We start from the raw sequence: 15,317 nt of genomic DNA on the forward strand, positions 1-15,317 counted from the left end.
GCTCTCGTCCAGCAGGTGCTTGGGAACCACGAACAGCGAGATCCCCTTCACCCCCGCCGGCGCCCCCTCCATCCGCGCCAGCACCATATGGACGATGGTCTCCGACAGGTCGTGATCCCCGCCCGAAATCCACATCTTCGACCCGAACAGCCGATAGCTGCCGTCGGCCTGCGCAACCGCGCGGGTGCGAATGTCGCCCAGCGACGATCCCGCCTGCGGCTCCGACAGACACATGGTGCCGAAGAACCGTCCCTCCAGCATCGGCCGCACATAGGCGTCGACCTGCGCGGCCGTGCCGTGGGTCTTCAGCAGATTGGCCGCCCCAATCGTCAGGAACGGATAGGCGGCCGTGCCCACATTGGCGGCCTGGAACCAGGCGAAGCCGGCGCGCTCGATCACATTGGGCAGTTGCAGCCCGCCCAGATCATAGTCCTGGGACGCCGAAAACAGCCCCGCCTCGCGGAACGCCGCCAGGGCCTCGGCCACCTCGGGGATCATCGTCACCCGCTCGCCGTCGAACGTCGGCTCGTTCTGATCGGCCTTGCGATTGTGCGGGGCGAACATATCCGCCGCAAGCTGGGCGCAGGTATCCAGCACCCCGTCGAACGACACCCGGTCATGATCCGCAAACCGCGCCCGCTGCGTCAGCCGCTCGACCTCCAGCCATTCGTACAGAATGAAATCCAGATCGCGCCGGGACAGGATCAGCGAGGCGTCAGACATGCGAAGGCTCCGAAGACGCCGCCTTGCGGCGACACCCGGCCAGCCTAGGTCGCCGCCCCGCAGGCGGCAAGTTCGCCCTCAACCGCCGGCCGGACGATCCTCGGCCACCAAGTGCTGCAGCACCCGCTTCTCCAGCACCAGCAGGGCCCCGGCGCCATTGGTCCGCATCACCAGCCCCTCCGCCAGCGGCCTGACCGCCTGATGCACGGCTCCCGCCAGACGCATGAAGTCGGACCGCCCCCGGCCGGACACCCCGTGCAGGGCGCACAGCTGCCGCCAGTCCTGGACAAAGCCCGCCAGCACCGCCCGGAACCGCTCGGCGCGCGCCCGGGCTTCAGCGCCGTCTGCCGCGGGCGTCAGCTCCTGGCTCAGATCGTCCACCAACCATTGAACCTCCGCCGCCGGCATGACAGCGAACCTCTGGTCAGCCTCGGTCAGCAGTTGCGACGGTGCGGTCGGGTCCCAACCCACCGTCCGCCACTGATCGCGCGGCGGCGTCTTGCCGCAGGCGAACTGCCAGAAGCCGGCCGTGCCCGTGGTGTCGGCGACCAGATGAATCCGCTCGGCGTCGGACCCGTTCTCTACATGGTGACGCCGCCAGTTGTCGAAGATCCAGGCCTCTCCCGCCCCCATGTGCACGGCCTCGCCGTCGCAGTGAAACCGCACCTGGGGCCGGGTGAAGACCGGGATGTGCAGCCTGACCCGCGTATGCCAGTGATAATTGATGTCGGCGTGCTCCGGCACCCCTGCGCCGGCCGCCAGTCGCATCAGCCGCGACCGGCTCCACACCACGCCGAAACCCGACAGGACCTGACGCAGATAGGGCATCTGCTCCAGCCAGGGGGTTGGCGACATCTGTCCATGGACCGAATCCGTTTCCACTCCGCCGGCGCTGATCAGACGCGCCGCGCTGTTGCCATGCACGCGATCCGGATGCGGCCCCCACGCCTCGTCCGGCAGGGCCGCAACCTCGGCCTGCAGACGCTCGACATCGAACAGGACCGGAAGCTGATAGAAGCGCTGCGACAGTCGCATGGGTCAGTCCCTGTAACGGATCAAGGCGTCGCCCAGCGCGGCCTGAAGCGGCGCGAGCCAGGGTTCGTAGTTGCGCCACTGCGCCAGGCCGTCGCGGCTGATCGGTCGCCGCACCTGTTCTGAACTGGGCGTGCGCACGCTGCGCCGGGTCTGATGGAAGTCCAGACAGGCCGGTTCGAACGCCAGCCCGCAATGCTCCAGCATCCGCCGCACCCCGCCCTCGAGATCCTCGACCAGATCCTCGTACTGCACCCGAAGCACCCGTCCCGGCAGCACCTCGTCCCAATGCCGCATCAGGTCCAGATAGCTGCGGTAGTAGCGGGCGATAGCGTCGATATCGTTGGTGAATTCCTGATTGGTCGTGCCGAACAGCTGTTTCAGATTGCTGAAGCAGCAGGCCATGGGTTCGCGCCGCACATCGATGATCTTCGCCTTCGGCAGGATCAGATGGATCAGGCCGATATGCCAGAAATTGTTCGGCATCTTGTCGATGAAGAACGGCCGCCCCTCCCGGCGATAGGTCCGCGTCTCGGCCAGGAACCTTTCGCCCAGAGCACGAGCCTCCGCCGCCGACATCTGAAGCACAGCCGCCGGCCGAACCGGCAGGCCGCAGTCGGGATCACGCCCGAACAGTTCGCCGGCGTAGCGACCGATCTCCGTCAGCTCCTGCGTCCCCTCGACCTGTGAATGCGAAGCCAGGATCTGCTCGATCAGCGTCGATCCAGAACGCGGCAAGCCCAGAACGAAGATGGGATCGGCGTCCGGCGCCCCGCAGTCGGCGCGGTCGTTGAACACCTCGGCCGTAAACGCCTGGGTGGTGCGCGCGGCGCAGGCCTCGGCGACCTCGGGCCTGTACCGGCCCAGCGAACGCCGGACCTCGTTCCCTTGGGCGTACCAACGCCACGAACCGGCATAATCCGCCCGATCCTCCAGCGCCTTGCCCAGGGCGAAGGCCAGATAGACCCGGTCCATATCCTGCAAGTCCGTCCGCGCCGCCGCGGCCTGCAACCGCTCGACATCAGCGTCCGAGAAGCTGTGGAGCTTCAGATTGGCCAGACTGAACCAGGCGACGCCATAGTCGGGCCGCGCGGCCAGGGCGGCGCGATAGTCGGCCACCGCCTCCTCCAGCCGACCCGTGACCTTCAGGGCGTTCGCACGCCACAGCCTCAGCTCCGCCGTCTCGGCGCCGACCACGGGTGCCCCGTCCAGCAGCCGCCGATAAATCTCGATCACCGGCTCATAGTCGCCCAAGGCCACGCAGGCGGCGGCGAACAGTTTCAGATGCTCTCGTCGCTCTGGTTCGCGCTGCAGCAGTCGTTCCGCTTCGCGCCGCGCCGCCTGCGGCTTCTGCCGCTGCAACAGAATCATGGCGTAGTCGAAGCGCGCGGCCTCATAGTCCGGCGCACTGGCCAGCACCCCCTCCAACAGGGTCTCCGCCTCTTCCGCATCGCCGCAGGCCTGACGAATGCGCGCGAGCAGACGCAAGGCCCCGGCCGACGGCCCCTGGCGGTACAGCACATCACGGATGACCGTCTCGGCTTCCGCCAGATCGCCGTCGGCCAACAGACTGTCCGCCGCCACGATCTCCGGCGGCAGACGCCTCAGCATCGCCAGCCTCTGCGCCGCCCCGTCCGCAGGCCCAGTCTCGCCTCGCATCCGGTGCAACTGCTCCAGCATGTCCCAGCTGGCCGGCAGGCTGGGGTTCAGCCGGACCGCCTCTCCCAGAGCCTTGAGCGCCGACGGCGCGTCGCCGAGCAGGACATGGCAGTGACCCCGCTCCTGCAAAGCGCGGCTGAATCGGGGATGGAGCCCCTGCAACCGATCCAGAACCGCCAGGGCCTCCGGCGCCCGCCGCGCCGCGCGCAGGTCTATGGCCTGACGCAGCAGGGCGTCGCGATCGGTCGGCGCGCCGACGGGCTCAGCCGCCGCTATCATCGCGGGGCGGCGGCCAGCAGCGGCGCCAGCCAGTTCGGATCCGGCTGGTCCGCGTCATAGTATTCGAAAATCAGATGAATTCGGTCGGTGGCGCCGCCGTTTCGCACCCAGTGCGGTCCCAGATTATTGACCTCCACCGCCTCACCGACCGGGAACCGGTGCTCCTGCCCGCCGAAGAAGGAGACGACCTCCGGGTTGGTCGTGATCGGCACATGGATCTTGTGCGGCCATTTGGCGGCCGGATTGGCGTCGATATGCGGATGGATCACGCCGCCCGCCGGCATCCGGGCCAGCATCACGCGCGGAAAGACTCCCCGCCCATAGCCATAGGCCTGAACCGCCTGGACCAGCACCGGCTCCAGCAGCGCGCGCCACGCCCCCCAGAGCGGGCGATCGTGCGAACCTCGCCAGTCGCGCGGACTGTCGACGAACCGGAACACGATGTGCCGGGTCTGGTCCAGCACCTCGAACTTGTTCGGCTTGCTCTGGTTTTCCGCGTCCCAGACGGCTTCCGGAATCTCCAGCACGGCGGCATGCAGGGCGGCGATATCGACCGGCCCCAGCCTGCGGATCGTCGCGGTCTTTCGCGGATTGGCGGCGGGCGCGACGGTCATGGCGATCACCTCAGCCCTTCGAAGCTGTAGCCGAACAGTTCGATATCCTGAGCATAGCGGGCGGCGACGCCGTCGATCAGCTGTTTGTCGTAATAGAGCCGATAGTCGCCGTGGGTGCTGGCGTTCACCCGGTCCAGCGGACGCGCGGCGATGCCGATACGGGCGCAAAGACTATCGTAAGAGGCCTGCATCTCCTCCACCCGCCCGAACTGATCGGTCAGCAGGGTCTTGCCGTCCTCGTCCGCCAGCAGCGACGCCTGAGGCTGGAACAGGATGTGCTGTTCCGGCGGCTGCTGAAACAGGAAGTGGCGCATCACGTCGCGCGGGCGGCGCTGGAAGACGTCGCCGTCGCGCAGCATGAAGGCGCAGTAGGAGACGAACCGGTCGAACGGATTGCGCACAAAGGCGAACTTGAAATAGTCGGCGAACGCCTCTTCGCCGACATAGGGTCGAATCTGCCGCAGGGACAGGTGGCCGTGGCGGATCGCCGCCAGATCTTCCCAGGGGAAGCGCTTGTCGATGAACAACCCCACCTGTTCCAGGTCCTCCTTCCCCATCTGCTCGCGCAGGGCGCGGCGCACGGCATGGGTGCCGGTTTTGGGCACGGCGGCGAAGATGAACCGGTGATGGTGGGAAACGATCATGCTTCTGGACATCCAGAAAAGGGCGCCCCTCCCCCCGAAGGGGGCGGGGCGCCCAGCCTAGTCTAAGCGTCGGATCAGAACTTGTAGGTCAGGCCGGCCGTATAGGTCGTTCCGCTCTGGTTCTGATTGTACAGATACTCGTTCTGACCCCAGAACTGGGTGTCCTTTTCGTTCGTCAGGTTGACCGCGTCGAACGTCAGCTGCAACGACTCGGTGATGTTGAAGAAGGCTGCGGCGTCGACATAGGTGCCGCCTTCGAACCCGCGCGTGCTGGCGCTCATGACGGCAGTATTGTAGCCGGTGTACCACTTGTCGCGATAGTTCAGCGAGGCGCGCGCACCCCAACGGTCGGTCTCGTAATAGACCGTGGCGTTGTAGCTTGTCTTGGAAATCCCCGTCAGATCGTCCGGCATGTCGATGTAGGTGTAGTTCGCCACAACACCCAGATTGTCGAACGGCGCAGGCAGGAACGACAGTTGGCTCTGCGCCGCCAGTTCCAGGCCTGTCAGTTCCACCCGGCCTTCCTTGTTCACCGGCATCGAGAACTCATTGACGATAGTGCTCGCGGTCGCGCCGGGGATGGTGCTGTAAGGCACCCCCGTTTCGCTGAATGGCACGTCAGTAAACCTCACCGTCTCGATGAAGTTCTTGATGTCCTTATGGAACAAGCTAGCCGACATCAGGCCGACGTCGCCGAAGTAGTATTCGACGGCGAAGTCCAGGGTGTTGTCCTTGTAGGGCTCCAGATTTGGATTACCGCGCGAAGCAGTAATCTTGCCCGAGCTGTCCTGGAAGGCGCTGCCCTCGGCCGCCATCGAGCCGAGGCCCGGACGGTTCAGGTTTTGGGTCGCGGAGAAGCGCACCAGCAGTTCCGGCGTCACTTCCAGGACCGAGTTCATGGCCGGCAACACGCCCTCGTAGCTGCCTTCCACGTCGGTCGTGCCCAGATAGGCATAGTTGTCGCCCTGGATCCAGCCGGTGCTGTGGGTGTCGGTGCTGTAGCCGCGCAGGCCGATATTGCCGCGGAAGCGGCGGCCGAACAGTTCGCTGTCCCAGTCGCCCTGAACGAAGCCGGACAGGGTTTCCTCGGTCGTCTCATAGACGTTCTCGATGTCCTGCAAGGCGCCGCCGGTGCCGTCCTTGTTCTGCTCCAGACGGTGGTACTCGTTGTACTTGGCGAAGGCCTTGTCATAGTCGCCGACCAGCCAAGATCCGAAAGCGTTGGTGAAGACCGAGGTGACGTCGCCGACCGCCGTGCCGCGCATCTTGGACCGCGTGCCGTTGACATTGTCGTCATAGAACAGGTCTTCGCCCTGCTGGCGGAACTTGTGATAGGCGACGCCCGCGCGCAGCGTCCAGGTGTCGTTCAGTTCGTACCGCGCGTTAAGCTCGCCCTCGTGCAGCTCCGATTCATTGTTGAAGGCGCGATAGTAGAACGAATCCATCGCATAGTTGGCCGGATTGGTCGGGTCCCAGTTCGGATATTCGAACGAGGCGGACTGGCCGTTCTCACCATAGTTGGCGATCAGATTGCCCTTGGCGCGCATGTACAGCTTGTCGTCGTACGGCGTGTCATAGGTCGATTTTTCCCAACCCACGTGACCGTCGAACTTCAGACGGTCGGACATTTCCCATTCACCGGTCAGCGCGACCTGATTGAACTTGTTCTCGTTCAGCGACCGGCGATGCTCGCTGCCGAAGGTGGCGCCCGTGACGTCGGTCATGGTCACGTAGTTGTCGCTGTCCCAGGTCAGGCCGTTGATGACCGAGGCCGACTGGAAGATCGACGGCCAGACGCCGCCGGCGGCCGTGTCGAAGGCCACCGAACCGGTCGAAGCCAGAGGCCGCGTCGCCAGATGATACTCGTTACGGCGCGTCGTGAACTCGCCGTGCAGCACATCGAGCGTCAGTTCCATGCCATCCATCGGACGCCACTGGACCGCCGCCGTCAGGCCCAACCGTTCCTGCTCGGCGTTCCACGACGAGATACGATTGCCGTCGGCGAAATACAGATCTCCGGACAGGAACTTGGCCCGTTGGGCGGCGGACAGGCCGGAGATGTTCAATCCCTTGGTCACGAGGCTCTGCATCGTCGCGGCGCTGGGGTTGGAACGGTTATACGTGTTGTGGCCCTGCTCCGTCGTCTCGCGTTTGCTGTAGGCGGCCGAGAAGGAGACGCCGAACACATTGTCCCAGTTCTGGGTGAACAGGGCGGCGATGCGCGGCTGGGTGTCTTCGGTATATTCGTTGGTGCCGACCTTCAGCGACAGGGCGCCGTCGGCGCCTGTGCCGTAGTCAAAGGGCTTGCCGGTGAACAGGCCGACGGTGCCGGCCATGCCGCCCTCTTTCTGCGCGGCTTCAAAGGTCTTCTCGACCTCGACCCGCGAGAACAGTTCCGAAGCGAAGATATTGAAATCGAACGCGCGGTCACGCGAGCGCTGGCCGCGGCTGTCCTGCGCCGAGTCGACGTTGCCCAGCACTTCCATGCCGTTCAGCTGCACCCGGGCGAAGTCCGGACCGAGGCCCCGCAGCGAGATCCGACGGCCCTCGCCGGCCTCACGGTTGATCTGCACGCCGGGCAGGCGCTGCAGCGATTCCGCCAGATTGAGATCCGGGAACTTGGCCATGTCCTCGGCCACAATGGCGTCGACCTGGATTACCGAATCCTGCTTGATCGCCCGCGCGTCGCTCAGCGACTTGCGGAAGCCGGTGACGACGATCTCGTCGACCTCGGCGGTCGCCGCCTCCTGGGCGAAGGCTGCGGATGCGCTGGCGCCGGCGACCGCCGCCGACACCGTCGCCAACAGCACCTTCTTGAGGTTCGGGCCCATGCCCCGAACGGGATATTGCTTCGACATAATCGTGTCCCCCGACAAACTGGTGTGAACCAAGCGGCTCGGTCCGACGCACGGCCAATCTGACCGCCGCCGCCAAGTCCGGCCTCATTAGGTCGCGGGCGTTTCAGTCATGTGACGGTTTGAGGGAATTATGTTGAATTATGTGGTTATGTGTGGGAAAACCAAAACGGCGCCCTGGAGATCCCTCAGCCAAAAAACCTAAGCCAATCAACCCAGAAGTCAGGGAACACGCCAACTCGCTGGATTTTAAGCCGCATGCAGAACGAAAACCTGGCCCCGCCAGAACGCCATTCATATGAGAGGCTTAAGGCGACTTATGTGGTTGTGTGTGGGATTTGGCGTTGGTAAGGGGATCGATCATGAGCGCCCCCCTCCTCAAAGACTCGAAACATCTCAGCCAAGGCGCCCGCCTGGCGGAGATCCTTCAGCTGATGGAGGAGAAGGTCTTCTGGACCGTGTCCGAACTCGCTGAGCGGTTTCAGGTCTCCGAAGAAACTATCCGCCGCGACGCCCGCCAACTGGAGCGCAGCGGCGTTGTGCAAAAGGTGCACGGCGGACTGTCCTCGACCAATAATCTGATCGAGGCGCCCTATCGCATCCGCCTGCGCGAAAACGCCGAGTCCAAGCAGAAGATCGCCCAGAAGGCCGCCGGCCTAGTTACCGAAGGCATGACCCTGCTGCTCGATTCCGGCACCACCTGCCACTGGCTGGCTCGCGCCCTGGCCTCGGTGCGCAATCTCACCATCGTCACCAACAGCGTCGAGATCGCGCACGAGGTTCTGGGCAATCCCGGCCAGCGCCTGCTGCTGGCGGGCGGCCAGGTCAATCCGGTCCACAACGCCGCCTTCGGCCCGGAAGCCAAGTCCTTCTGTCGCCGCTTCGCCCCCGACCTGACCATCTTGTCGATGGGCGCCGTGGACGCGGACCGGGGCTTCCTCGACTTCGACGCCGACGAGGCCTCGTTCAAACAGAGCCTGCTGGAACAGGCGCGCCGCATCGTCGTGCTGGCCGACCATACGAAGTTCGCCAAGTCCGGCTTCATCCAGGTCGCGTCTTTCCGCGACGTCCAGGACCTGGTGACCGACCTGCCCCCGCCCGGCGGCGTTTCCAGAGTCGCAGCCCAGTGGGACACCCGGCTGCATGTCGCCGATCCGACCTAGTCAACGCACCCGCGTGTCCACCCTGATCCGCACGGCGTCGGGCGCCAGTGCTCGCGGTCGGACTCCACCACCCGCCCCTGGGCGTCATAGCTGGCGCGCCGCACCGCCAGACCCGGCAGACCGGACTTCGCCCCCAGAACCTCGCCCTCATGGCCGGTCAGGGCTCACGGCTGCATGCTGACCACGTGGCCCGAGACCGACAGCCCATAGGCGCTCTTCAATATCTCGGTCAGCGACTGGTCGAACGAAAAAGCGCGACGGGTCGTTCGTCATACAGGCCCCTGACTGATCGAGCCGTTTTTCCGACGCCAGACGATTATCACTAAGCGCGCTCTTTAAGGCCGCCAATTCACGAAAGCTTCGCCAACCATCGGCCTTCCGCCTGGTACGGACCAGTGACGCCCTCATCGCAAATGCGGCGCGGACGACGGCGGGGAAAATAACGGCGACCCTCCCCGGCCTGGCCCCGCCATGTCTTCAGGAGTCCTTCCATGCGCACGCCCCTCCTCTGCCTGCCCCTTCTGGCGGCCGCCCTCGTCGCCGCGGCGCCTGCCCACGCCGAGCCCCGCCGCGCCGGCCATGTGATCATCATCGGCGTCGACGGCCTCAGCCCCGACGGCGTCAACAAGGCCGACACCCCGGTCCTGGACGACATGATGGCCAAGGGCAGCTGGAGCCTGCACGCCCGCGGCGTCCTGCCGACCACCAGCGGCGCAAACTGGGCATCAATCATCACCGGCGCCGGCCCCGAGCAACACGGCGTCACCAGCAACGACTGGCAGGTGGGCGAGTTTAACTTCCCCACCTCGGTCACCGGCTCCGGCGGTTTCTTCCCCTCGATCTTCCAGGTCCTGACCGATCAGAACCCGGGGCTGGAGATCGGCTCCATCTACAACTGGGACGGCTTCGGCCGTCTCTACGACCACCGTTTCGTCGACTACGACGCCCATGGCGCGGACGAGGACAGGACCACCGACCTGGCCGTCAACTATATCAAGGCCCGGCGTCCCGACTTCCTCTTCATCCACCTGGACCACGTCGATCACGCCGGACACGCCGACGGCCACGGCACGCCCCACTATTATGAAGCGGTCACCAAGGCCGACGCCCTGATCGGCCGCATCCGCCAGGCGACGGTCGAGGCCGGCATCGCCGAGGATACGGTCATCCTGATCACCTCCGACCACGGCGGCGTCGGCAAGGGCCATGGCGGCGAAAGCCTAGCCGAGCTGGAAATCCCCTGGATCGCCTATGGCGAGGGCGTAAAGCCCGGCGTCGAACTGGATCTGCCCATCAACACCTTCGACACCGGCGCGACGGTCGCCTGGCTGCTGGGCGCCGATGTTCCCTACGCCTGGCTGGGCCGCCCGGTCCGGCCGATCCTTCAGGGCGAGGCCATGCCGGTCCAAGTCTATCGCACCAGCAGCTTCTACGCCTCTCCGGCCATCCTGCCGGCCGGCGCGGGCAACACCCCGCCCGGCGGCCTGTTCATCGACGGCCCGGCGCGCATGAGCCTGCAAAACCCGAACGCCGTGGGCGAGGTGCGCTATACGCTGGACAACTCGACGCCGACACCCGCCTCCCCCGTCTACGCCGGCCCGGTCGAGATCACGCGCAACACCATTGTTCGGGCCGGCCTGTTCGTCGATGGAAAACCGGCCAGCGTCCCGTCGGTCGGCTATTTCCGCGTTCTGGACCCGCGCATCGCCGCGAGCCGGGGCGTGACCTACAGCGTCTGTCTGCTGCCCGAAGCCCCGGTGCGGCTGCCCGACTTCTCCCGCCTGACGCCGGTCGCATCCGGCAGGGTGCACGAGATCACGATCGACGGCCTGACCCTGCCGCGCGAGGACGCGGTCGCCGTGGTGTTCGAAGGCCAGATCCAGATCGACACCGCCGGCGAATACGGCTTCTCGACCGCCTCGGACGACGGCAGCAAACTCTATATCGACGGCAAGACGGTCGTGGACAATGACGGCGATCACGGCGTGATCACCGCCGCCGGCACGATCCGCCTCGAACCCGGCAAGCACGCCATTCGCGTCGAATGGTTCAACGGCGGCGGCGGCGCCTGGCTGGGCGCCTATTTCGAGGGTCCAGGCATTCCGCGCCAATTCATCGACCCGAACCGGCTAACCCCGCGCTGAAGAGGCTGGCGGGGGATGATCCGGCGGCGCCCGCTCGATCCCCCTCGCCTACCCACATCCCGGCTTTTTGGTATAGACCAAAAAGCACTTATAGAGCGCCCATGATCCGCCCTGCTTCACCTGAAGACTCCATCGCCGTCATCTTCGACCTGTTCGAGCGGATGGGCGGCGACCACTACGGCGAGGCCGTGACCCAGCTGGATCACGCCCTTCAGACGGCGCACCACGCCCGCGAAGCCGGGGAAACGGACGCTCTCGTCGCCGCCGCCCTGCTGCACGACATCGGCCATCTTCTGCAGAAACACGGACAGGACGCCGCAGATCGCGGCATAGACGCCGTGCACGAACGGATCGGCGCCGCCTGGCTGGCCCAAGCCTTCGCGCCCGAGGTTTCGGAACCGGTTCGGCTGCACGTCGAGGCCAAACGTTATCTGGCGACCGCCGAGCCCGGCTATGCGGCGGCCCTCAGCCCCGCCTCCCTCCAGAGCCTGCATCTCCAGGGCGGCCCCATGAACCAAGACGAGGCCGCCGTCTTCCGCACTCATCCCCATTTCGATACGGCCATCCGCCTGCGCCGCTACGACGAGATGGGCAAGACCGAAGGGGCCGTCATCGCCCCGCTCGCCACCTACAGGGACAAGCTGACGGCCCTCGCCGCACGCTCCGCCTAGGCCGCGCGCCGGGCCGCCTCGGCTTCCAGCGCCGGAACCAGATCCGCGACCGTATCGATGACCAGATCGGCGCACGCCGCATAGAGCCGCTCGGACGCCGGCGCCAGCATCCGGGCATGCGCCTCCGGCTCCAGCGCCGTCAGCGCCTGCTCGCTCTAGCCGACCATATTGCCCGAGGCGGCGACCCTCAGGGTGAAACAGCCGGCGTTGCGCCCCTCGGCCATCCCCAATTCCGCGTCGTCGACCTTGACCACCCGCGACAGGGGCTAGACGTCCAGATCCAGGCAGGCCTTGTAGATCATCAGCGGCGACCGCCGTCCCTGCGGCGTTTCGTGGGCGCAGGCCGGCATTCGGGCCGCCACGGTCACTTACGGGAAAAAATGGCGGAGACGGAGGGATTCGAACCCTCGGTACCCCTTACAGGGTACGACGATTTAGCAAACCGTTGCCTTCAGCCACTCGGCCACGTCTCCAGCGAAGGGCTCGATAGCCGAGCATGATGCGTCGTGCAATCCGGTTCGAACCAAAGACCTGTTGTTAACGCGACATAGAGGCGGCGCATGCAGGGTGGCGGCCGTGCAGAAACTCCGGATCGACATGCCCGACTGCGCCCGTCCCCTTGCCGCGCCGACCGCAGCGAGTGCGAACGACCGCGCCGCCGCCAGCCTCGCGCCGCATGCCGAGCGGGGTCCGTTCCGGCCGGAGGTGTGGCGCAACGCGCGCCAGCGCTCGACCGTGCGGCTGGCCGCCTATTATTTCCGCGCCGCTGACGTTCTGGCTGTGGTCGGTCTGGCCGTTGTGGCCCTGTGGTCGCTGGGGTCTCTCGATGTGAAGACCCTGACTGTCGGCGCCGTCCTGCCCCTGGCCACCGGCGTCCTCGTCGCCCTGGCCCTGCTGCGGAGCCTGGGCCTTTATCGATTCGGGGCAGAGCCGACGCCCCTGCTCCATCTGGTCGGGGTGGTCGGGATCGTCGCCCTGGCGATCGGGGCGGCGCTGCTGGTGGGTCTGGGCCTGGACGGGCACGGCCTGGGGCCGGTCCTGCCCTGGGGTCTTGCGGCGACGGTCTGTTTGGTCGCCCTGCACGGCTTATGGCGGGTGCTGGCGGCGCGTTGGCGACGGCAGGGCCTGCTGTCGCCCAATATCGTCATCGTCGGGGCGACCCGGAACGCCGAGGCCCTGATCCGGCGGGCGCTGGAACGGCGCGACCTGAACGTGCTGGGCGTGTTCGACGACCGCCTGGCCCGCTCGCCTGACCGTCTGGCCGGGGTGCCGGTGCTGGGCGGGGCCAACGCCCTGCTGACCCATCGGATGCTGCCCTATGTCGACCGGATCGTTCTGGCGATCGACGCCGATGCGGGCGCGCGGGTGCGGGACCTGACGCGCCGTCTGGAGACCCTGCCCAATCCCCTGACCGTCCTGTTCGATTCCGACGCCAGTCGTGAGGCGGCGCTGAATCGTCTGGCCGGTCCGTCCCTGGCCGAGATCGGGTCCGCTCCCGACGCCGACCGCCGCGCCTTCGCCAAACGAGTGCAGGATGTGGTGATCGGCGCCCTGGCCCTGGTCGCCTTCGCCCCGGTCATGGCGGTGATCGCCCTGGCCGTACGGCTGGACAGCCCCGGCCCGGTCTTCTTCCGCCAGCGTCGCCATGGCTTCAACCAGGAAACCATCGTGGTGTGGAAATTCCGCTCGATGCGTCACTGCGACGCCGATGCGACCGCCAGCCGCCAGGTCGTCGCCGACGACGACCGCGTCACCCGCGTCGGCCGCTTCATCCGCGCCTCCAGCCTGGATGAACTGCCCCAGCTGTTCAACGTGCTGAGGGGCGAGATGTCCCTGGTCGGCCCGCGCCCTCACGCCATCGGCATGAGAACCGGCGAGACCGAATCCGCGCTTCTGGTCGCCGAATACGCCCACCGTCACCGTATCAAGCCCGGCATGACCGGCTGGGCCGCCGTCTGCGGGTCGCGCGGACCGGTGGACAGCGAGGCCGAGGTGCGCCGCCGCGTCGAGCTGGACATCGACTATATCCAGCGCCAGTCCTTCTGGCTGGACCTGTGGATCATCCTGATCACCATCCCCGTCCTGCTGGGCGACCGGGCGGCCGTGCGGTGAGCGAGAAACGCATGTTCTGGCGCGGCGTCTGGGGCTATCTGCCGGCCCAGATCGTCCAGGGCGTGGTCGGCTTCCTGACCATCGTCGTCTTCACCCGCCTGCTCAGCCCCGAGGATTTCGGCCACTACGCCCTGGCATTCTCCGTCACCAGCCTGGCCCATACGGTCAGCTTCAGCTGGCTGGAGGCCTCCATGGCCCGCTTCTGGGCGGCCGAGCGCACGCCGGAGGGCCTGGCGGCCCATTTCGCCAGCCTGTACCGCACCTCCTTCGCCGTCATCGCCGTCTTCGTGCCCGTCGCGGCTCTCGTGGTCTGGCTTCTGCCCCTGACCCCCGCCTTCAAGCTGGCGGTCGGCTTCGGCCTGGCCGGGGCGCCGATCCGCAACCTGGCCAAGCTGGCGCAGGAGCGTTACCGCGCCGCCGGCGAGGTGTCCAAGGCCGCCTCGGTCGATATGTTTGTCGCCGTCCTGGGCTTCCTGGTCGGGGCCGGTTTCGCCCTGGCCGGGGCCGGCGCGGCCTCGCCCATGCTGGGCCTGATGATCGCTCCGCTGTTCGCCCTGCCCTTCATCCTGCCGGGCGAACTGCGCCAGTCGGCCGGCGGAACCGTGGATCGCGCGCGGCTGAAGGCCTACGCCGCCTACGGCTATCCGATCGCGGCGTCGCTGACCCTGGCCCTGGTCCTGGCCTCGACCGACCGTTTCCTGCTGGCCGGCTTCATGGATGCGGCGGCGGTGGGCGCCTATCACGCCAGCTACAGCCTGGCGAACCGCACCCTGGACGTGATGTTCATCTGGCTGGGCGCGGCCGGGGCCCCGGCCATGGTCATGGCGCTGGAGCGCGGCGGCCGAGAGGCGCTGCGTCACACGGCCCTGGAACAGGGTTCGACCCTGATCCTGATCGGCCTGCCCGCCGCCGTCGGCCTGGCCCTTGTGGCCCGCCCCCTGGCCGAATTGATGATCGGCCCTGACCTGCGCGTCGCCGCCGCCCTGGTCACGCCCTGGATCGCGGCCTCGGCCTTCATGTCCGGCCTGATCGCCTATTATTTCGGCTTCGGCTTCACCCTGGGCAAGAAGACCGGCCTGCTGCTGGTCACCATGGCTGTTCCGGCGCTGGCCAACATCCTGCTGAACCTGGTGCTGATCCCCCGGCTCGGCGTGCTGGGCGCCGCCGTCGCCACGGCCCTCAGCTTCGCCATCGGTCTGGTCGCCTGTCTGCTGATCAGCCGCCGCGCCATCGCCCTGCCCATTCCGTGGGAAGCCCTGATCCGGTGCGGCCTGGCCTCGACCGGCATGGCCCTGGTGGTCTGGCGGCTTCCACCGCTGGGCGGTTTTGTCGAACTGATGCTGGACGCGAGCGTCGGCGGACTGGTCTATGCGGCCCTGGCGCTGACGCTGAACGCCGCCGGGGTGCGCGACGTGCTTTAC

The 15,317-nt window shown here is 66.7% G+C and carries 12 protein-coding genes and 1 tRNA gene; 5 read left to right on the forward strand and 8 right to left on the reverse strand.

Annotated features, from left to right (window positions below; genetic code table 11):
- The 6 genes from ER13_RS11225 to ER13_RS11250 form a co-directional block, all read right to left on the reverse strand.
- The coding region (locus ER13_RS11225) for an acyl-CoA dehydrogenase family protein (protein ID WP_035309292.1) at positions 1-723 on the reverse strand (723 nt) is incomplete at its 3' end.
- A 78-nt stretch (positions 724-801) separates the two neighbouring features.
- Positions 802-1,758 carry an aspartyl/asparaginyl beta-hydroxylase domain-containing protein gene (locus ER13_RS11230; protein WP_008260368.1) on the reverse strand — a complete coding sequence of 319 codons (957 nt, stop codon included), beginning with the start codon at positions 1,756-1,758 and terminating at the stop codon, positions 802-804.
- A 3-nt stretch (positions 1,759-1,761) separates the two neighbouring features.
- The gene (locus tag ER13_RS11235) at positions 1,762-3,693 is read right to left on the reverse strand and encodes a sulfotransferase (protein ID WP_008262948.1); all 1,932 of its coding nucleotides are present in this window, start codon (positions 3,691-3,693) and stop codon (positions 1,762-1,764) included.
- Complete coding sequence (locus ER13_RS11240) at positions 3,690-4,307, reverse strand: aspartyl/asparaginyl beta-hydroxylase domain-containing protein (protein ID WP_035309302.1); 618 nt, start codon at positions 4,305-4,307, stop codon at positions 3,690-3,692. The genes ER13_RS11235 and ER13_RS11240 overlap by 4 nt, the downstream gene beginning before the upstream one ends.
- 5 nt (positions 4,308-4,312) lie before the next feature.
- Complete coding sequence (locus tag ER13_RS11245; protein ID WP_008261627.1) at positions 4,313-4,951, reverse strand: sulfotransferase family 2 domain-containing protein; 639 nt, start codon at positions 4,949-4,951, stop codon at positions 4,313-4,315.
- A 74-nt stretch (positions 4,952-5,025) separates the two neighbouring features.
- Entirely contained in the window at positions 5,026-7,809 is a 2,784-nt protein-coding gene (locus ER13_RS11250; RefSeq protein ID WP_035309294.1) for a TonB-dependent receptor, read from the reverse strand.
- 359 nt (positions 7,810-8,168) lie between these two features.
- On the opposite strand from ER13_RS11250, the gene ER13_RS11255 reads away from it, so the two are divergent.
- The gene (locus ER13_RS11255) at positions 8,169-8,969 is read left to right on the forward strand and encodes a DeoR/GlpR family DNA-binding transcription regulator (protein ID WP_008260967.1); all 801 of its coding nucleotides are present in this window, start codon (positions 8,169-8,171) and stop codon (positions 8,967-8,969) included.
- Here the strand turns inward: ER13_RS11255 and ER13_RS19240 are convergent.
- Entirely contained in the window at positions 8,966-9,073 is a 108-nt protein-coding gene (locus tag ER13_RS19240; protein ID WP_304412779.1) for a hypothetical protein, read from the reverse strand. The genes ER13_RS11255 and ER13_RS19240 overlap by 4 nt on opposite strands.
- A 387-nt stretch (positions 9,074-9,460) precedes the next feature.
- Between ER13_RS19240 and ER13_RS11260 the strand changes: the two genes are divergently transcribed.
- Both ER13_RS11260 and ER13_RS11265 read left to right on the forward strand, forming a co-directional pair.
- Entirely contained in the window at positions 9,461-11,113 is a 1,653-nt protein-coding gene (locus ER13_RS11260) for an alkaline phosphatase family protein (protein ID WP_035309296.1), read from the forward strand.
- 101 nt (positions 11,114-11,214) lie between these two features.
- Positions 11,215-11,784: a phosphonate degradation HD-domain oxygenase gene (locus ER13_RS11265; protein WP_052005044.1), complete on the forward strand. Its 570-nt coding sequence runs from the start codon at positions 11,215-11,217 to the stop codon at positions 11,782-11,784.
- Between the two features lie 381 nt (positions 11,785-12,165).
- Here ER13_RS11265 and ER13_RS11275 read toward each other — a convergent pair.
- Positions 12,166-12,257 (reverse strand) — tRNA-Ser (locus ER13_RS11275).
- Between the two features lie 94 nt (positions 12,258-12,351).
- Here ER13_RS11275 and ER13_RS11280 point away from each other — a divergent pair.
- Both ER13_RS11280 and ER13_RS11285 read left to right on the forward strand, forming a co-directional pair.
- Positions 12,352-13,896, forward strand: a complete 1,545-nt coding sequence (locus ER13_RS11280; protein WP_035309298.1) for an exopolysaccharide biosynthesis polyprenyl glycosylphosphotransferase — start codon at positions 12,352-12,354, stop codon at positions 13,894-13,896.
- An 11-nt stretch (positions 13,897-13,907) separates the two neighbouring features.
- Positions 13,908-15,317 (forward strand): lipopolysaccharide biosynthesis protein (locus ER13_RS11285; RefSeq protein ID WP_035309300.1); only part of this gene is annotated, 1,410 nt, incomplete at its 3' end.

Origin of the sequence: Brevundimonas sp. EAKA (assembly GCF_000698025.1) — a bacterium.
In the GTDB taxonomy this organism is placed as follows: domain Bacteria; phylum Pseudomonadota; class Alphaproteobacteria; order Caulobacterales; family Caulobacteraceae; genus Brevundimonas; species Brevundimonas mediterranea_A.